A 21,497-nucleotide genomic window follows, 5' to 3' on the forward strand; every position below is an offset into this window, starting at 1 on the left:
ACTATGAATCCATTGATTAAATATAGTCTGGTTCTATTTCTTTCAATCTTTAGTGTATTTGTCACGCAAGCTCAGTACGCCAAAATCACCTATACGGGGATGAAAAGTGAGAAAAAAGGAGATGTAGAAATGGCCAATGGCTCTTACATTGCTGCCATCAAATATTACAAATATGCGCTAGAGGAAGATTCCACGAATACGTCGGCCATGTTGAAGTTGGCACGTAGTTATCGCAAAATCAACGATAATATCTCAGCAGAACCTGTGTTTAGTCAATACCTGTCTCATGTGGATTTAAACAAAGTAGCGAGTGCCATGGATTCATCTAAGCTGGTGATCTCGGATTCACTCAAAGCAGCAGTACTCTATGCCTACATCGAGGCACTGGCCAGTAATAAAAAATACGACGAAGCATCCTACTGGTATGAAGTCTATCAAGGATTAGATCATGCCAACCCAGAACAATTCGCTCGACTCAGTGCCTATGCAGATGTACATGATTTCAGCAAGGATCAGAAGTATTATCAAATCGCCAACCTGACCAAAAACAACAATCGAAACGATTTCGGACCAGCATACTACAAGGAAGGCTTCCTGTTCATCTCTGACATGAATGAAAAAGTCGTCATTCGGAGTAAAACCAAGAAAAACCGATCCAACTACTTTGACATCTACTTCACACAAAAGAGACCTGACGGTGGGTTTGAAAAAGCAGTATTGTTCAGCAAAAAGACAAGCAGCAAATACCACGAAGGACCTGTCAGTACCTTTGAAAATGGGTCTATGATTGCACTGACGAGAAATGCCGTCGAGAAGAAAAACAAAGCAGTAAGAGGCAAAAGTGAAGTAGAGTCTCTTAATATCTACTTTGCAGAAATCGAGGACGACAAGATTCAAAACATCAGGCCCTTTCCATACAATAGTCCCGACTACAACAGTGCTCACCCTGCTGTAGCAGAAGACGGTTCCTTCATGATATACTCCTCAGATCAGCCCGACGGCTATGGACACGCAGACCTATACATCACCTACAAAACGGCTAACGGATGGTCAGAACCCAAAAACATGGGGCCTCAGATCAACACGACTGAGCGTGATGTATTTCCATCTCTCAATGGAAACGTTCTTTATTTCGCCTCCAATGGCAGACCTGGACTGGGTGGACTGGATATCTACAAAACCATACTCAACGGAAATACGCCTGGCCCCATCAAAAATGTAGGCGCACCCGTCAATTCCAATAAGGATGATTTTGGGATGATCACCCGTACAGGCAAAGAAGGCTACTTCGTGTCCAACCGGCGCAACGAACTCAATGATGTCATCTATAGCTACGAATACACCAAAAAGAATGACGACAAACTGATCGCATACGTCTACGCAGTGGATACCACTCAAGTAAATGACTCTACAAGTTTGGCAGATTCTACCAACTATAAAGTTCTATCCAATGCATCCATCAATGTCGTAGACACACGAAACAACCAATACCTAGCACCGATAGAGGTTCGAAACGACTCCTTCGTCTATGTATTAGATACGGGTGTAGAATACTCCGTACTAGCCGCCAAACAAAACTACTTCACCAACCAAGTCACCTACCTGTCTGGTAACGAACTGAACGGCGAACTCTTTTGGCCTGTTCCGCTGGACTCGATGCAGGTCGGCAAATCTATGGTACTAAAAGACATTCTCTACGATTTTGACAAGGCAACATTAAGAGACTCCTCTAAGTTTCAGCTCAACTACCTCATCGTAATGTTGCAAGACAACCCTACGATGAAAGCGGAACTCCACTCCCATACCGATACCCGAGGCAATGAAAACTACAACATGCGCCTCTCCAAACGTAGAGCCAAATCAGTAGTCGACTACATGGTCAATGCTGGTATCCGTGAGGACAGACTCGTACCTGTAGGTATGGGAGAATCAGAACCCATCGTGGATTGCCAAGACGACTGTAGCGAAGACGACCATCAGCTGAACCGGCGAACCGAACTACTGGTCACGGAACTGTAACCTTGGGCTATAGGGTTGGTCTATAATATCCGCTCTATGCGGCTATGATCCCTCTCCGGTATATCCTACTACCACTAGACAAATAACCTGAGGTCGATTAATAATTGAATACTGAACACTAAGCCCAATTTCCTAAGCAAGCCTACAATAATCAGCCCCATTCTCGTTAATATTGTCGGTGCTTATTGCCTAGCTGCAGTAGCCACTTTGATTTAAACAGTCGCTATGAGAAAAGTATTACCCCTACTGATCGTATTGATCAGCTTATCTACTCTATCCTTCGCACAAGAGACTCCCGAAGAAGATCCATTCGCAGACTACTCCTATCTATGGGAGGATACCAAAAAGGACAAAAAGAAAAAGAAGAAAAAAAACAAGGAAACAAATACTGCCGAGCAAGTTGCACCTGCAGCGGCTGTGGTAGCTGACACCACCAAAGTCAAACCTGAAACTATCACCGTAGACTCCCTTTCTCAAACAGCGGTAGCGGACAGCCTGGCCTCAGAAGAGCTCATCATCCCTACAGACACTGTAGTGCAGGACAGCTACATATTTGTAGACTCCACGACTTTAGAAGAAGGCCCTACTACCGAAGAACTCGCAGCACTAGAAGCACAGCAAGCAGCGCAAGACTCTACAAAACAAGCGCAAAAAGCAGCCAAACGCGAAGAAAGAAAGGACAAAGACAAGGACAAAGAACCTGCCGAAGACTTCCGTGCAGGGCTTCCCCCTGTCAACAATGGCTCTGCCATCAACGGAGGCTTCACCTACACCGTCATCGATGGAAAATCCTATGCAGGGCTAGTATTAGCTCCAGAGCTTAGCCTCGGCAAAGTCGGCGTGGGTCTGGATGTACCTATTCTCTATGGGATTGATGACCAGAGCATCCGTACGGAGATGTACGAAGATGGTGTCGGGGCACTCAGACTCCTGAGCTACGTCCGATACGGACAACAAAAAGTAGACCCTGTCTACGTCAAAGTCGGCTCTCTCCCCGGCACGATGATCGGATATGGGGGGTTGGTCAACAACTACTCCAACAGCATCAGTTACGAAAAGCGTAAAATCGGACTCCACTATGACATCAACGTCAAAGGGCTCGCCGGCATAGAAGGCATGTATAGCGATTTTGACCCTAGCTCTTTCAACCTTTTTGCCGTCAGACCCTATGTGAGACCACTCAGTTGGACTTTCGTGCCTATAGTTCGCAGTTTGGAGATAGGAGCTACCTACCTATCCGATCATGACCAGACTCATCTGCTAGGTACTGGAGACACCAACGCGACCTATGCTTTCACCAAGGATGGTATCAGCGCATTCAATGTAGACGCAGGACTGACACTCCTCCGTGTCCCTTTCATCCAGATCGACCTATTTGCCAACTACTCGAAGCTCAACGTCAGCACCCCGGCGTTGTTAGATTCGATCGATGCACAACAGACTGCTGGTGAGCTCACCATGCCTTCAGACGAGTTCACAGATGGATCGGGTATCAGTGCAGGTTTCAACTTCCGGTTTCACTTCATCGCGGACTTGTTGAGTACCGACCTCCGAATCGAGCGACTCTCCTACTCGGACTACTACCTTCCACAGTTCTTTGATACCTCCTATGAGATAGACAAGGATGGGAAACTACTCTCCCTCGCCTCAGTCGAAAAAATGCAAGGCATCTATGGCAGCATCACAGGCCATATCCTTCAGAAAGTAAACATTGGCGGGAGCCTTTTGCTCCCAGATCATATCGGCGAAGCGGCCCCAGCTGTCGTCACTTTGACCGCTGATGTAGACCGCTTGTTTGACAAAGTCTCTATTCATGCCAAGTACTTCAAAGGAGGACTGACAGAACTAAATGACGCCTTTACCTTAGACGAAAGGTCACTGGCCAAAGTACGATTCGTCTATCATCTCAACCGCTTTATCGTGGCAGGTGTCGATTACTTCTATACCTTTACACCTACAGAGAATGGGTACGAGACCACACAGTATATTTCTCCCTACTTTGGTTTGAGTATCCAGTTTTGATCGATAGATATAAAGTAAAACATGACAAATAACGATATCCTGCGTAGAGTACGCTATGCCCTAGACCTCAATGATGCGCAAATGGTCGCCATTTTTGGACTAAACGAGCAGGTAGTGACCAGAGCGCAGGTAAAAGCCTGGCTCACCAAGAATGAAGAACCCGGGTTCGTAGAACTACCCGACCGTGACTTGTCCAACTTCCTAGATGGCTTGATCACAGACAAGAGAGGCAAAAAAGAAGGTGCAAAACCGGTCACCACCACTCGCCTCAACAACAACATCATCTTTAGGAAGCTCCGCATCGCCATGAACCTCGACGAAGCGGCCACCCTAGCGCTGTACGAACTAGCGGATATGCCCATCAGCAGGCACGAACTCAGTGCATTCTTTCGCAATCCCAAACAACCCCAGTACCGCTCGTGTCAGGATCAGTTCCTGCGCAACTTCCTCAATGGCCTACAGATCAAACTCCGTGCAGAGGAAAAACTCAAACAAAGGCTGAAGAAAACGAATTAGTTTATGAACCATTTGGGTCAACCTTATTAGAGGATTTCATGTATAAGGCTGTTAGACAGATCCAATAAGACAAGAGCCATGACTGAGTTTTGGGAAGAGAATTTTATCGAAAAGCAGGAAATGTGGGGCTTTGAGCCTTCCTATTCGGCAGTATTAACCAAAGACTTTTTTATTAACAAAGCCATTAAGAACATCCTTATCCCAGGGATAGGCTATGGGCGAAATGCTCAAGTATTCAAAAACAGCGGGATAGACGTCACGGGCATAGAAGTCTCCAAAACCGCCATCGAAATGGCTAAAAAGCACTATGGCTCATCCATGAACATCTATCACGGCAGTGTGTCCGACATGCCTTTTGATAACACCCAATATGATGGAATCTTTTGCTATGCCTTGATCCATCTATTGGACAGCAAGGACAGAGAAAAGCTAGTACAAGACTGCTACCACCAGCTATCAGAGGGTGGCTATATGGTTTTCACGGTGATTTCAAAAGAAGCCCCGACCTACGGCAAAGGCACACGCATTGGTCAGGATAGATATGAACTACACCAAGGGGCTAAGATATACTTCTATGACAAAGAATCAATCCATAGAGAATTTGACAAAGTGGGACTATTTGAGATCACAGAGATTTCCGAAAACCAACCCTTCTATCTGATCAAGTGCCAAAAGGCATCTGTCTCCGCTCAATGATTGATTAGTCTACTTCTCCGCTCGCCGATGGGGATAGCCTGGTCTATCGCCAGGCTATGACGGGTAGAATAGAGTGGTTGAACACTTTGCATATAGACCCAAGCCTACCAAACCAAAAGTACCGTCATTGCCCGACTAGGACGAGGCACGAGGACGCAGATCGGTACAATCCCCCCACTACAAGCTGTTCAGCAGTTACTCACCCTGCAAAACCCAACAACGGGCGAACGCCCTTCTACATTTTGGGTCTTAGGATCGCTCGCGCTTAACCTAAGACCAGAAGGGGGTGACCTACATACAACTAGTCACTCCTCTCAAACCTACTAACCAATACCTCCGTCACTTCGAGCGAGCACAGCGACGAGAAGTCTGGCTCGGTCTCCTACTGCTCCATACTGTTGAAAAAAACACCTTTTGGCATGGAATTCCCTAGACGAAGCTCTGCCCCACGAGTTTATTCTCGGTGGATGTGCAAGCCGATCTGTCGATGGATACGCAGGGAACGATCTTCTTCCCTACGCCAGTATGAGATCCCAGTCCCTGCAGTACTCCCCGAAAATCCCGGCACAGACCAGTCCACATAGAATCCTGCGTACCTGATATACCCATTGTCTACTGTATCGACCGCAAAGGGAATCACTTGTATAGAGTCTATTTTGGCAGGATGCCTATAGTAGTCTTGGTAGTGCTGCACCAGAACCGATCTGCCCGACTGTATAGTATCTGCGAAGGGCAAATACATGGCATCTACCGAGTAGGCGTTCGCAGATTTTTCGGGGATTCGGTCTATTACATTGGTTTCATTCAGTGCGTTGTATGCTTCCAGTTCCCATGGGATGGTGATGGCTTCCACCTCGGCTTTTGCGACACTATGCACCACTAATGGGGATGGGGCCTCTACCTGATGCAGGTACCCAAAAGCCTCCGCCAGCAGGGTCAAATGCTGGGCACTGTCTCGTTTCCATACGTTGAAGTACTTGCCTCTATACACATCCGAACTGTCCAGCACCTTGGTAAACAAACCTATCTCGATGACCCTGTCCTCGAAAACGAGCGTATCGATCAGCGCTCTCGTGTATGTTTTGACATCTTCTCGACCAAATATCTCTTCGTAGTATACTTTTATATTGTCCCTAGTTGTAATCAACGGGTTGTACTCTGCCATGAGCATGGCCTCTTTGTCATAGAGATTACTGATCTTTGCAAATGATTTGGTCTTGGCGGCTTCTATCATTTTTTGGCTGTTTTGCAGGAGCTGCTCTTCTATCAAAACATTCGCTCCCTCTTCTTCAGGGAGCCGACTTTCTGTGTCGATACAGGACGCGAGTACAACAGCAAGCACGGCGCAATACAGGTATGATTTCATCACTAGGTGGTTTGGGTGGGTATCGATTTCATTTTCAGATACAAAATAAGAAAAACATCTGGCTTCCCCCCTTCTGCACATCAAAAAAAGTGCGTTTAAACGCATTTAGAAGGGGGTAAATCAAACACGTGTGTTCCGGCTCGCAAACACGTGTGTTCGGAGCATCAAACACGTGTGTTCGGAGCGTCAAAGACACGTGTTTGGAGCGTCAAAGACACGTGTTTGAATTTAAGGCATTTTACCCGCATGAAACAATAGCATAATTCGGGTAAAAAAAGGAGAATGGTTGGTTGGGATAAGACTGATCATCAAAAAGCTGGTACCCCTTGACCTGTCTCAAAGCAATCCTTGCTTGTACTAAAAAAGCTGTAAAAAAACCTACAGTACGTTGACCTCAGGTAGGATCTCGATCCCGAATTTGGACTGGACGGAGGCTTGGATCTCCATCGCTAGATCATAGAGGGCTTGCCCACTACCTCCTCCGTGGTTGACGAGTACGAGGGCTTGTTTGTCATGTACACCGATCGCACCGATTCGCTTGCCCTTCCAGCCTGCTTGCTCGATGAGCCATCCTGCGGGGACTTTCACTTGCCCATCAGGCTGAGGGTAGCCAGGGATTTCGTAGTGGTCTTTGAGTTGCTCATATTGCGCACTAGCGATCACCGGGTTCTTAAAAAAGCTCCCTGAGTTGCCGATCACTTTTGGGTCGGGTAGTTTGGACTGACGGATCGCTATGACCGCATCACTCACGTCACGTATCGTCGGGTTGGCAATCCCACGCTCGGTCAGGGTCTCATTGATGGCGCCATAGCTCGTATTGAGCTGGGCATTTCGGGAGAGCACCAAAGTCACCGAGGTGATGATGTATTTGCCTTTCAACTCCTTCTTGAACACACTCTCACGGTACCCGAACTGACATTCGTCAGCGGCAAAGGTTCTGGTCTCTAAGTGCGCTCTATCCAGTGCGGTCAGTGAGCCGAACACGTCTTTGATCTCTACACCATACGCGCCGATATTCTGCATCGGCGCAGCACCTACAGTCCCAGGGATCAGCGACAGGTTCTCTATCCCTCCCCAGCCTTGTGCGATACTGTGCAGCACAAACGCGTGCCACACCTCTCCACTGGCGACTTGTACTCGAACCTCCGTATCGCTTTCTTCCAGCACCGTCACGCCCTTGAGGGCATTCTTGATCACGAGTGTTTTCACATCCTGTGTCAACAAGATATTCGAGCCACCGCCAAGGACATAAGGCTCTACTCCTGTCTCCCTAGCCCATTCCAGTGCTTCTTTTAGTTCGGACTCAGTAGTCACCTCGGCGAAGTACTGCGCCACCACATCTAGCCCAAAAGTATTGTAAGGTTTGAGAGAAACATCGGTTTGAATCAATGACATAGAATCGAATTATGATTGGAACTTGGAGTAAAGGCTGCAATTTATCAAAGCCCTGATGATATCCCTTTATTTTGATCCAAAAAACTCCTCAAAACCGACCACCGAAGCACTTAGTTTTAGTAGATTTGTAGGATTTTAAAAAGTGGAAATGAGCGAAGAAAACAAAACACCTAAAGGAGACTACTCGGCAAGTAATATTACCGTCCTCGAAGGACTAGAAGCAGTAAGAAAACGACCTGCCATGTACATCGGTGATGTCGGAATCAAAGGGCTTCACCACATGATCTGGGAGGTAGTAGACAACTCTATCGATGAAGCACTCGCAGGACACTGTGACACCATCAACGTCACCATCAAACCAGACAACTCTATCCTCGTCACTGACAATGGACGAGGCATCCCTACCGACTACCACGAAAAAGAAAAGAAATCAGCCCTAGAGGTCGTCATGACTGTCCTTCACGCAGGAGGTAAGTTCGACAAGGACACCTATAAAGTATCAGGCGGTCTGCATGGTGTCGGTGTATCCTGTGTCAACGCACTCTCTACCAAACTAGAAGTGACCGTACACCGCAAGGGAAAAATCTACCAACAAGAATATGGTATCGGTATCCCAAAATACGACGTAAAAGAAATCGGGACGACAGACATCACAGGTACGCACGTACAGTTCTGGCCTGACACGAGTATTTTCACCGTCAGTGAGTACAAATACGAAACAGTCGCTACACGACTCAGAGAGTTGTCCTTCCTCAATGCAGGAATCACCGTCAACCTAACGGACGAAAGAGAAATCGAAGAGGATGGGAACTTCAAAAGCGAAATATTTCACTCAGAAGGTGGGCTTGTAGAGTTCGTCGAGTACCTAGATAGCTCTAGAGAAAAACTAATCCCTACACCTATCTATATGGAGGGAGAAAAAGGAGACATCCCAGTGCAAGTAGCCCTGACCTACAACACCTCCTATACGGAAAATGTAGTCTCCTACGTCAACAACATCAACACCATCGAAGGAGGTACCCACGTCGCAGGTTTTAGACGAGCACTGACCCGTACTTTGAAAGCCTACGCGGACAAGTCTGGCATGCTAGACAAAGTGAAAGTCGACATCACTGGCGATGACTTTAGAGAAGGGCTAACCGCTATCATCTCGATCAAAGTAGCTGAGCCTCAGTTCGAAGGACAGACCAAAACAAAACTAGGTAACTCGGACGCAGTAGGCGCAGTAGACACCAGTGTCAGCGAAATCCTCAACAACTTCCTAGAAGAAAACCCGAAAGAAGCCAAAATGATCGTGCAAAAGGTAATCCTAGCCGCACAAGCTAGAAACGCCGCTAGAAAAGCACGTGAAATGGTACAGCGTAAAAACGTACTATCAGGCACAGGACTTCCTGGGAAACTAGCCGATTGTTCGGAAAGAGACCCTAGCAAATGTGAGTTATACCTCGTAGAGGGAGACTCTGCAGGTGGATCAGCCAAACAAGGGCGTGATAGAAAATTCCAAGCGATCCTACCGCTAAGAGGTAAAATCCTCAACGTAGAAAAAGCCCAAGAGCACAGAATCTACGACAATGAAGAGATCAAAAACATGATCACCGCACTAGGTGTCAAATTCGGTACCGATGATGACCCAAAGGCACTGAACATGGAAAAACTCAGATACCACAAAATCATCATCATGACGGATGCGGATATCGACGGTAGTCACATTCGTACGTTGATCTTGACCTTCTTCTTTAGGTACATGAGGTCATTGATCGACAATGGGTACCTCTATATCGCCCTCCCTCCTCTTTACTTGTTGAAAAAAGGAAAGAAAGAGCGCTACGCTTGGTCTGAAGAAGACCGTGCGAGAGTAACCATGGAATTAGCAGGAGATGGCAAAGAAGACTCTGTAGGTGTACAACGATACAAAGGTCTCGGTGAGATGAACCCAGAGCAACTATGGACGACTACTATGAATCCTGAATTCAGGAGTTTGAAGCAAGTAACTGTAGATTCGGCAGCAGAGGCAGATCACCTCTTCTCTGTACTGATGGGTGATGAAGTAGCACCACGTCGTGATTTCATCGAGAAAAATGCTAAATATGCGAATGTAGACGTGTAATAGAGCTCATCGCATCATTTCAAAAGAGGTATCTTATTATTTAAGATACCTCTTTTCTTTTGAGGCTAAAAATCAAACTTAGCCAGCCCAATATCATAAGCACCCCTCCAATAGGCGTTACAGCTCCTAAAAACTTAATCCCCGTCACACTAAGCACATACAGCGATCCGCTAAAAAACACTACCCCTAACACGAATAGCCACGCCGATCGCACCAGCCACTTGGTCTCATACTGCATGGTGAGTACCCCTAGAACAAGTAAAGCAATCGCATGCATGCCCTGATAGCGAACCGCAGTCTCGAATATTTCGACGGTATCATATTGCATCAATACTCCCTTCAATCCATGCGCCCCGAATGCCCCTATAGCCACCGTCAAAAGAGCCATAATAGCCCCACTTCGTATTATTTTAGTATCCATTTTTCAAGCGATTAATTCGCCACAATGTTAGTACTTTAATTTTAGGCTAAAAAGGAAGATACTACTTAGACCTTACCCTTATAACTAAGTGAAATAACCCAAATTCAGATTTAAGCATATAACTTATAGGATAACACTTCGATTCACGTCACCTTTGAACATCAGATTATCATAACTATCTATGTATTTGAAACAGATTGCAGCGGCTATAGTATTAAGTATTCTGAGCTTAGGTTCTTTCGCTCAATCCTTGCGAATTGCTGCTGCATCAAGCATGGTAGACTTCTTAGAAGAAATCAAACCCAAGTTTGAAGCTACCCATCCACAAAGCCTTGAAATCATCACTAACAGTTCGGGCACACTCGCCAACCAGATAAAAAACGGGGCTCCTTTTGATATTTTTCTATCGGCCGACCAAAAGTACACCTCCCTATTACATCAAGAAGGTTTTGGTGTATCCGCACCTGTAATCTTTGCTTACAATAAATTAATCTTATACACCAAAAAGGATATTCCCGCAGATCAAATACATGATTATTTGGCTGGTACAGAATGTACAAATATTGGTATAGCGCAACCTGACCTAGCTCCTTTTGGCAATGCGGCAAGGAAATATCTAACACAAATAAAAGTACTAGATGATATATCAAACAAACTGATATACGGTCAAAACATATCTATAGTCAACCAGTATATCTACACCCATTCAGTAGATGCTGCGTTCACTTCTCTATCATCTAAAAACAAACTGTCATCCAAAGTGGCCTGTTGTTGGATTGAGCTATCCTCTGAGACTGCCCCAGCACTCCCTCAGTCTGCTTTGATTATCAATGACAACACGCGTGATTTTCTTGACTACTTGCGAAACGATAATAATGCCAAGTCTATCATTCAAAAATATGGCTATTTAAATAACTAAACGTACATGAAATTTAAAACAAAAAAATAGTGACACTGTGAAATATATCAGCAGTATGTACGTAATTATCTTATATAATACAGCAGTATATATTGTATTTTCAATAAACTTGCGGTTAAAAGTGATTCAACTCACTTTAATCCTAACTTTAGACAACAAACAAAAGACCGAATGGATACATCCTTACGATCTAAAAATATGTCGATCTCCACTTGCCTTCACAAAGGTAAGTATCAAATCTACATACCCAAAGCCAACCCCACCCTACCTGTATCACTTCATTTTTTAATTCTAGATTAAAAAGTAAAACACTGATACAAACACTTGAATATCCCCTGTATAGTATTTATTTCTATAAACGTAATAGTTGCTGCTAGTCGCAGCTACCTAATACTAGATGGAACCAAAATATAAAAACAACCCTGTCAAGGCATTACAGTTTGTCAAAAAGAATATGACCCCAATACATTTAGCACACCATATGAAACAGTTTCTACTCGCATCCATCTTGTGCATTACGACCGCTTCCCTTCTCGCTCAAACAGGTCCTGCCGGACTAGGAACTACCGACGGCAGCTCGACACTCGAGCTATGGCTCAGAGCAGATCAAGGAATCTCTACGATTGACAACAAAGTACAGACCTGGTCTGACTGGAGTGGAAACGGGCGAGACATGACGCAAACCAACGCAACCCGAAGACCCTCCTTCAATACTGCAGCTGTGGATATCAACGAACACCCCACTGTAGATTTTGTTGCTTCGTCCAATAGTTACATGCAAGGAGCTAGCACACAAGATTTTTTCGGACTATCTGGTGATGACCCTACCCAGACTGGAGATGTGTTTGTGATTTTCAAACAACCTTCTACCAACTCTGGCTATGTCATGCAATTTCCTAGAACAACAGGGAATGCGTCCTTTTTCACACTCCTTTCCAACGGTGGAGACGGTACCCCTGCTGACAACAACAAACTAAATGATGTACAAGTATTTGTTCGAAATAGCGCAGGAGGATTTGATGTACAGTCTTCTCACAATGATCCTACCCAAGACAATATCTTTACTGTCAACAACTTTCACCTGGCTAGAATGGGCTTTGACCCATCAACCAATGATTTTTGGCTCTACAACAATGATGAACTCATCAACTCAGAAACTACTGCCAACACCATCTCATACGACGGAGAAACTGGAAATGGGCCTTCAAGATTAGGAAGTTCAGGCTCAGGCAGTTATTATGACGGAGAAATAGCAGAAGTTTTTCTCTTCAGCGAAAGACTAGACGACACAAAATATATCATCGTACAAAACTATCTGAATGCAAGATATGGGTTGGCCACTGCCAACGATTTCTATGCAGGTGATCTAGAAGTCAACTCCGAGCACACCTACGGTGTTTTTGGTATAGGGAAAGCTACAGGAGCTACAGCGCTCTCTACATCGACTAGTGAAGGGCTTCAGCTGACTGCAAACAGCGGATTGGACGATGGCGACTATGTATTTGCAGGACACAAGACCATAAACAATGCCCTACTGGAATCTGACATAGCTGGTATAGGAGGTGCATCTCCTGCAAGAATGCAACGTGTGTGGTACATCGACCAAACGGACACAGGTACTCCGCTCACAGTAGACATTACTTTTAACTTGGATGAAGCAGGGATACCTGATGTCGCGTTGGCAAATGCCTCCAACTATAAACTCATCTCTCGATCTACTGCCAACTCGGGGAACTGGTCAGATGCAGGCGGTACCGTATCTATCGATGATGTCAATAATACTATTTCCTTCTCAGGAGTTACGCTGACAGACGACTTCTATACCGTAGCAACAGAAGACAATACATTGAGCCCCTTGGGCGATGTGCAACAAACCTGGTATTCCTTTCAAACAGGGGCTTGGGGTGACCCAAACTCTTGGACTCTAGACGGAGCGACTACTCCCTTATTTGACAACCCTAACAATGAAGTACCTGGGTCTGCAGACAAGGTCATCATCACAGCAGGTCGTACGATCTCCATGTACCAACAAGATGGCTCCACAATCTTAGACAATGTAAGCGTACAATCGCTCGCTTTGCGCTCATCAGGTAGACTAAACCTCTTAACTTCCACAGGTAATAATTTCACAACAATCTCTGGCGCAGGGACTTTATCTCTACAAGGGTCTCCTAATGTAGACAACAGTGCTTTTTTGGAGAACCTACCTGAAGGTGATTACTCAGCATTCGCTGATCAACTACTCGGAGGAACGATCACCCTTAACACAGCGTCGACGGGTATACCTTTCCTACTAAACCAAGATCTCAGTACAGGAATCATCACAGACCCAAATGGTGCTGTTTCTAGAAGCTTGACTATTAACATGGACAACAGTACAGATTTAGTCATCTTGCAAAGAGACCTCTATCTCACACGAAACCTCAACCTCACACAAGGTCAATTGCAAATCCATAGAAACAACGGAGAGACATACACAGACGTGAGCTTCTCTGATGCCAATCTAACGATCGATGTAGTCAACAACGTATCGATAGCAGCCAGTGCCTCTCTCACAACAGGAGATGCCAATCAGCGTCACCAATTCAATAGTTATGGAAACTTCTCCATCAATGGCCCGGCAAACTTCACCCAACGTACCTCTGCCAACTTGACAAGTACTGCCACGGACGGAATTGTAGACCTCAACTTTCTCAACACGGAGAAAGATCAGTTGCTGACTTGCAACGCTATCGCGAATTTCTACCGAATCAAAATTGACAAGGAATCGGCTGCACATACCTTGAGCATAACAGCCAGTGCAGACGGCAACTTCAACCTCTACGGTAGAGCAAACTACAGCGTTGACAGTGACCTCAGCTATGGAGGCACCAACAACAATGCCTTTGCCTTGGTCACAGGGACGGCCAAATTGGGATCGAATGTGAACTTCACGCTAAATCAAGGAGGCAACTACTCCATCTCTTCTTCCGCTCAACTATGGGTAGATGGTGCAGAAATCATCAAAACAAGTGGTTCGGCACTCGTGCCCTACGGCCAGTTCAAGATTTCGGCAGGGATAGCAGAATTTTTGGTACAGAGTGGGATTACCATCCGTGATGCTGGTGGCATAGAAGTCACTGGGGGAACATTGTATGCCAATCAAATCCGGACATCTATACAAGCCTCAGACGACATAGGTAGCTATACGCAAAGTGGCGGACATGTATATGTCAATGGAGGAAGTGGCACAGGCCCGAGTGGTACATTCGGAGGTGGCACACAACCTGACTATTTCGTCTTCTGTCTACCCGAAGCAGCCAATGTATTCAGAATGTCGGGAGGTACACTCGAAATCCAAAGATCCAACTACAATACCACCAGCTCTACAGGCACAGCCAATGACGAGGATGCAACTGACGATCTCGGAGGCGGTATATTCATCAACTCAGCGCCCCAAAACATCGAAGTAACTGGTGGTACGGTCATCATGAATATGGACAATACCGTTCCTTTCAAGGTAGTATCCAAAGCCCCATTCTATGATGTCATCATGACCAACTCAGGAGGTGGTGCCATCAATGATGCCGACGGCAACACCACCGTCAACGTCAAAACTACCGACGACAATATCGTTTTCCTAGCTGGAGGACAATCAGGGGACGGCTCAGGAGCAGATGTCATCATGCAAGCTCAGCCACTTGTCGTGCTCAACGACCTCACCATTGGGGACGGTACCAATCCAGTGAGATTTGATCACTTGGGACAAGACGTCACCATAGGCAGGAATTTCACCATAAGTGAAAATGCAGAATATTATTTTGGGGTTGGACTATTGCCTATTGATTTACCTGGAGGTAACGCTTCTGTACCAGCAAGTCATCAGAATACTACAACCTTCAACTCTAGTATCAGTGGCTCGCTCGTAGTTAGTAATCTAATAGATGATGGAGAACCTAATAATGAGCAGTTGTTTCATAACGTAGTGATCAACAAAGAGGAGGATGCCGTTCTTACTCTGGTTGCCCCAAATAAAGTAAGCGGAAATTTAAATGCTTTCAGAATACCCGAACTAGGATCAATAAGAGTTGAATCTGGGACATTTAGTCAAGGGATACAAAGTATGCGTTTTTATGGTGATGTATATAATGCCAGTACTTTGGGAGTGTTCGAATCAGGAGTAACACCAAACAACGCTCTTCTTAAATTCAGAGCGAATGACTTCACTATCAATACAGAGCCAGGAGCCGTTTTCGGAAACTTCCGATTAAATTCTGGAACAGGCATAGTCACCTTAGACAATGATGTAACCATCAAACGTCTTCAATACCAATACGGTAGGTTAAACATTGGCTCTAATAAACTGATCGTTGAAGAATTAGATTTAGCAGTTAGTACCAACCAAGCCGACTATAGTAGTTGTGCTGGATGTTTATCTGTAGAAGACATGATCATCACCAATGGAAAAGCGTCCGATGGAGGTTTATCCTTAAGAATCACTGAGGTGGCAAATCCAGCCGGTGCGGTAGGAAACAACATCAATGGAAATGCAACCTTAGACGCTCTGGATGATGATGATTTCTTGTTTCCCCTTGGTATTGGGACAAGTGGCGATGCTTCTTCCAAATACACCCCTGTCCTACTCAGCCTATCCTCTATTGGAGACCTAGGCGAAGACGGTGAGGCGTATATTACCATCAACCCTGTACAAGGAGAACTCAAAACAACAGACATCTCTACTGGAGAAGGTTTAACCTACTACTGGAGAATACGCACCGAAGGTTTTGATGCAGCACCAACATTGGATTATGTTCAATTTTTTGGAAACAATGATGACGACCCTTCTGCTGGAGCAAACTTAGCTAGCTACGTATCTGGTAAAGTAGAAGACGGAGGAGATTATACAAGAAGTTCTGAAACTCATACTGTAGTAACTCCCTCTAACCCAGCTTTTGAAAATACAGACTATTCCATCTTATTTGATGGTGATGGGTCTGGATTCACTTTGACAAACACCAATTTCACAGCAGGTGATGCCGCTCGTTTCATTGGCTCTCCAGACATCTTCTACACAAAACTTAATTCACGTAGAAACTGGAACGACCAAACCAAATGGACACACAATGCGGATGGATCAGGTGGCGGTAATAACGGTTACCCACAGGCGGGTGACATAGCTGTCATCCAAAGCTATGGCAATGCCAACCAGAACCACTGGGTCAATGCAAATGTAGACATAGAGATTGCCGAATTGAGATACGATGCCTCTGCAGGTGGTTATCCTCCTAGACTCTGGGTCACAAAAAATGATGCTGACCTTAACCTAGGACTTGTATCCGGTGAAGGCGACTTGTACCTTGAAGTAACAGCAGCTAACTCTCCACAGTTTACTGGAGAAACCGATCTAGGGACTTGGTCTGATGAACCAAATAGTAGTTTCACTTACCAAGTAACTAGTAACAACAACACCGTAAACATGATGAGCAATGTCGAGGTGTATCCAAGGCTAAGAATAGAAGCTGAAGGAGGTACGAACCGTGTACTTCAAACGTCCATCCCCATCACCATCAAGCAAGATGTAAGAATAGACCGTGGCTCAAATTGGAGGCTAAATCATGACACCCATATTCAAGGTGATTTAAGAATCTCATGGCAAGACAATAGTGGCTGTTCTGTCGAAATCGGTGACGACAGAGAGGTTACAATCACTTTAGATAGTGATTTGAAACTTGAAAATGGAAATGGATCAGGTGCAGCCAGCTTCACTGTAGAAAACAACAACCTCAATAGCTATCGACACACCATATTACTAGCAGGAAATGTTGAAATTGAAACAGGGTTAACAGGTAGTTCTTCCTTGAACCTATACAATGGAACGGGCACAAACAACAACGCTATACTTGAGTTTACTGGCAGTGAGTCTAAAACCTTAATTAACAATTCATCAGCATCTGTCACTCCTAATTTGTACAGAATGGTGATGAACAAAGGCACGGATAATACGTCCAGCTTCGCTGTAAACAATACGGTAACCTTCCCACTTCCCTCTGAAATCGGTGAACAACCAATTGAAATAGTGAATGGAACGCTCATCTTAGACGATTCGGGTATCGACATCACACTGACAGATGCCTCTACCGGAGATTTCAACCTCCCCAACCTATCAAACCCAGACGCATCCTCAGGATCGGGTGGATTAGAAATCAAAAATGGTCTACTAAAAATAGAAGGAGACGATACTGGGCTCATCCTTGACGGGAGTTTGATACTCAGCGGTGGTAGTTTAGACATGAATACTGGAGTAGGCAATGGCAACAACTACATAGAGTACTCTGCAAGTAATAATGCATCAATAGAAGTCAACAATGCAGCATCTACACTACAAGTAGGTTCACAAATTCGACGTGGGTTCTTCTCAGAGGCAGGTATTCTAGACCTGACCATTACAGATGGTACCGTAAGTATAGGGGCAGGAACAAAAGGAGACTACCGAAGAGGAATGCTCGAAGTAATAAATACTGGTAGTAACTTAACCTTCACGGGGGGACAATTGATTTTTGTCAACCAAAACGGCGCGACAGCCAACAGTGCACTCAAAGCCTCTTTGCTTCTGGAGCCTGACACCTACGACTTGACTGGTTCTACTATTTTGATTGATTTGCTCGAAAACACCAACAGCAACTTCAGCATCAACAGTAATATTCCTTTGTATAATCTTACCCTACAAAGCACCATCGGTTCTGAGAGTGAAGTCATACAATTGAAAACAAGAGATTTGACTATCGAAGGGGATCTGACTCTTTCTTCTGATGTCGAGTTCAGAAGTAACAACTTAGACTTGACACTGTACAGTAACATGACGATCAATGACAATGCAGTGTATACCGCGGGAATCAACAAAACGACCTTTGACGTAGACGCAGGCACTGTGACCCTGGGAGGAACTAATTCAAGTACCATTGAATTTTATGATTTTGAGAAGACAGGTACAGGTACACTATCCTTGGAGACAAGTATTGAAATCTCTGGAGCAACCTTTGATCTCTCAGAAGGCACTCTGGCGGACAATGACAACACCATTGATTTCATAGGACAAAGTATGGTAAACAATGGCATACATACCTCGAACAGTAACTTAGTGGACTCAGGCATACGGTTCAAACGCACGAATAGTGAGCAGACGCTATCCACCTCAGGTGAGGGTGTTTTTGGAAACCTGACCATCAGCAATGAAAATGGAGTCGCCTTGCCCGATGCGAATCAAGATTTCCAAATCAACAACAACTTGACGTTGGATGAAGGAATTTTTGACATTGGCCCTGCCCTCTTGCTATTTACCTCGACGGGTACGATCACCAATGGCGAAGGCAATGGCGCTAGTCTTTTGGATTTTGGCGAACAGAATCAAATTCAGACCAACAGTTCTATCATTGACTTTGGTATGGAAAAAGAATTTGCAGCCAATTCGACCACCAACTTCGTATTCCCAGTCGGTGAAGGCAATCGATACACACCTGTAATAGTGGATTTTGCTGGAGGGAATTCTGGATCTACGCTAGGCAAACTTAGAATTCGACCAAGAAACGCAGTGGCACCTATCATGCTCAGCGAAGAACAATCGATACAAGACGCCATCTTGCAGTACCACTGGTTGATCAATGCAACAGACTTGACCGACTTCAATGCCAACATCATCGCCAGCTACGACGATGACGTGATCGGTACAGATTCCGAGGACACATACAGAGGTGCTAGAGCTATATTCACAGATCCCAACTTGGCGGTACAGAACCCTTTCCCTGACTCAGATGGAGACGGCATGATCGAATCAGACCCAGATCCAGATGACAATGTGGATGATGCCTTGAATACGATCACTTTCCCGATTGCTACTGAAACAGACTTCTCTGGCGAGTACTTTGCGGGAGACCCTGCCACGATACCAGACGCATTCGAAGCTTTGATCTTTGATGCCAACGGTGCTACCTCAGGCAACCACAACGTCGCTGAAAACTACTTTTATGACCAGAACAGCGACGGCATATACAACGGCACAGACGTCAGACAAACCGACTTGAATGCGGTGATAGGTGGAGCCATAGAAATCGCTTCAGGCAAAACATTGGTGCTAAACACCAACAACATCAGTTTCAGTAGATTGATCCTTCCTGTTGATGGAATACTAGAAATCGATGGAACTAATGGACACATTCTTGGTCAAGTCAGTGGTTCTGGAACCATACGTATTAATAGTGACGGTACCACCGCGGCTCTTCCTGCAGGTGACTACCTCAACTTCTTTGACTGCACAGGTGGTGCCTTGGAGTATGGTGGATCCGGAGACTACACCATCATGGTAGAAACCAATGAAGTAAGACAACTGACGTTGAATGGGTCAGGAACCAAAACTTTCGTATCCAACAGTGATATCAACATCTGTGAAAACCTCATTGTAAACGAAGGAATACTCAACCTTGCAGACGACAAAGAATTCACTGTAGGAGAAGATTTCATTCTCAACGATGGTACAGTCAACATGGCTTCTGATGCAGTATTCGAAGTGAATGGTGATGTAAATTTGGTCGCTGGCACCCTAACAACCGCTAATGACAGCTACTTTGATCTTTATGGAGATTTAAGCCAAAGTACTACCAACATCACCACGAGTACTGGGGGGACATCTACTGTTTCTTTCTTAGGATCTACTACTCAAACCATCACTGGAGACTTTAGCATATTCAATGTAGTCATCAACAATTCCGCAGCTGGAAATGCAATTGTGCTGACAGGTGGAACGACACTGCAAATCAACGGAAACTTGAGTCTCGTAGATGGAATCATAGTCACAGACAACACCGTATTCAAGTCAGGAGTATTTAGCATTGACAACATCCTTTCCTTTAGTACTTCAGCGACATATACAGGAGGAAGTGCCATCAGTCACGTAGATGGAGTGGTCAAAAAAATAAACCTACTGGCCAACTCTAGCTTCACCTTCCCAACAGGAGACAATGGAATTTTTGCTCCAACAGTTGTCAACGAAGACGCTACAGGTGGGTCGGACTGGACCGCACGCTATGTCAACATCGACCCCACAGGATTCTTGAGCAACAACGTATCCAACATCGGAACGACCGAAGTATCTATAAATGAGTTTTGGGTAGTACACTCTTCAGCAGTCCAAAGCGCTACTATAGGTATGACATATGGACCTCAGTCCGACGTATTGATCCCGACAGAAACTACGGTAGTATCCATTTTGGACAATATCGGAGGAGGCAATGGCGTGGATAATGACGACACTTGGGCTGACATGGGACGTGGAGGACTATCCTCAGGAGCAAGTACGAGTGCTGGGACAATCACGGCCAATACGAAGAACAACACATCCTTAAGCTTTTACACTCTAGGAGGACAAACTGCAGATGCACTACCTGTTGAACTGATTAGTTTTGATGCTGAATTAATTACTAAAAGTGTTAAAATCAACTGGACTACAGCCTCTGAATTGAACAACGACAGATTCGAAATCGAACGGTCAGCAGACGGCGAGTCATTTGAATACATTGGTCAAGTAGCAGGTAACGGAACCATCAATGAAGAAATCCAGTACAGTTATATAGACGAGCAGCCTTATTTCGGTGTAGCTTATTACAGGCTGATACAAATTGACTATGATGGAACTGAAACAATCTATGGCCCAGTCAAAATCGATAATGATCAGTTCAAACAAGGCATAGACGTAGTGTTATATCCTAACCCTACCCCTTCTGATCAGATCAATATTAGATTGAACTCTGGAGATGAAAACAGCAAAATTGCTATTACCATTTTCAACACAACAGGGCACATGGTATACCAGCAGATATATGACGCGCAACTTGGACAACAAAACATCGAAATCAAACCTCATGGTCATCTCGAAACAGGACTATATCATGTCAGAGTCCAACAAAAAAATCAACAGGTGATGAAAAAACTCATCGTTAAATAATCAAAAAGGCGGCCTTATGAAAAGGTCGCCTTTTTTTTGCACTGATCCAGACAGGCTTATTTA

Annotated in this window: 10 protein-coding genes; 7 read left to right on the plus strand and 3 right to left on the minus strand. The window is 45.0% G+C overall.

Annotated elements, in window-relative coordinates; all coding sequences use genetic code 11:
* Window positions 1-3: 3 nt before the first annotated feature.
* The 4 genes from BUB99_RS00795 (at window position 4) to BUB99_RS00810 (ending at window position 5,253) form a co-directional block, all read left to right on the plus strand.
* Complete coding sequence (locus BUB99_RS00795) at window positions 4-2,019, plus strand: OmpA family protein (protein WP_073118559.1); 2,016 nt, start codon at window positions 4-6, stop codon at window positions 2,017-2,019.
* A 225-nt stretch (window positions 2,020-2,244) separates the two neighbouring features.
* Window positions 2,245-4,041 carry a hypothetical protein gene (locus BUB99_RS00800; protein WP_073118561.1) on the plus strand — a complete coding sequence of 599 codons (1,797 nt, stop codon included), beginning with the start codon at window positions 2,245-2,247 and terminating at the stop codon, window positions 4,039-4,041.
* Window positions 4,042-4,062: 21 nt separating this feature from the next.
* Entirely contained in the window at window positions 4,063-4,557 is a 495-nt protein-coding gene (locus tag BUB99_RS00805; RefSeq protein ID WP_073118563.1) for a YehS family protein, read from the plus strand.
* A 78-nt stretch (window positions 4,558-4,635) separates the two neighbouring features.
* On the plus strand, window positions 4,636-5,253 hold the full coding sequence (locus tag BUB99_RS00810; RefSeq protein ID WP_073118565.1) for a class I SAM-dependent methyltransferase: 618 nt from the start codon (window positions 4,636-4,638) through the stop codon (window positions 5,251-5,253).
* Between the two features lie 454 nt (window positions 5,254-5,707).
* Here the strand turns inward: BUB99_RS00810 and BUB99_RS00815 are convergent, their stop codons facing one another.
* Both BUB99_RS00815 and murB read right to left on the minus strand, forming a co-directional pair.
* Entirely contained in the window at window positions 5,708-6,619 is a 912-nt protein-coding gene (locus BUB99_RS00815) for a hypothetical protein (protein ID WP_139280835.1), read from the minus strand.
* Window positions 6,620-6,997: 378 nt separating this feature from the next.
* Complete coding sequence (gene murB / locus BUB99_RS00820; RefSeq protein ID WP_073118569.1) at window positions 6,998-8,014, minus strand: UDP-N-acetylmuramate dehydrogenase; 1,017 nt, start codon at window positions 8,012-8,014, stop codon at window positions 6,998-7,000.
* Window positions 8,015-8,162: 148 nt separating this feature from the next.
* Here murB and gyrB point away from each other — a divergent pair, with 148 nt between their 5' ends.
* Window positions 8,163-10,121, plus strand: coding sequence for a DNA topoisomerase (ATP-hydrolyzing) subunit B (gene gyrB, locus BUB99_RS00825; protein WP_073118571.1), 1,959 nt, complete (start codon window positions 8,163-8,165; stop codon window positions 10,119-10,121).
* Window positions 10,122-10,161: 40 nt separating this feature from the next.
* Here the strand turns inward: gyrB and BUB99_RS00830 are convergent, their stop codons facing one another.
* Window positions 10,162-10,542, minus strand: coding sequence for a DUF423 domain-containing protein (locus BUB99_RS00830; RefSeq protein WP_073118573.1), 381 nt, complete (start codon window positions 10,540-10,542; stop codon window positions 10,162-10,164).
* A 187-nt stretch (window positions 10,543-10,729) separates the two neighbouring features.
* Between BUB99_RS00830 and modA the strand changes: the two genes are divergently transcribed.
* Together modA and BUB99_RS00840 are read left to right on the plus strand one after the other, a co-directional pair.
* Window positions 10,730-11,461, plus strand: a complete 732-nt coding sequence (modA, locus tag BUB99_RS00835) for a molybdate ABC transporter substrate-binding protein (protein WP_170863699.1) — start codon at window positions 10,730-10,732, stop codon at window positions 11,459-11,461.
* 481 nt (window positions 11,462-11,942) lie between these two features.
* Window positions 11,943-21,434 (plus strand): T9SS type A sorting domain-containing protein, encoded by a 9,492-nt coding sequence (locus BUB99_RS00840; protein ID WP_221407474.1) that lies wholly within the window; start codon window positions 11,943-11,945, stop codon window positions 21,432-21,434.
* Window positions 21,435-21,497: the final 63 nt, after the last annotated feature.

The sequence above is a fragment of the Reichenbachiella agariperforans genome (genome assembly GCF_900142205.1).
Lineage (GTDB): Bacteria > Bacteroidota > Bacteroidia > Cytophagales > Cyclobacteriaceae > Reichenbachiella > Reichenbachiella agariperforans.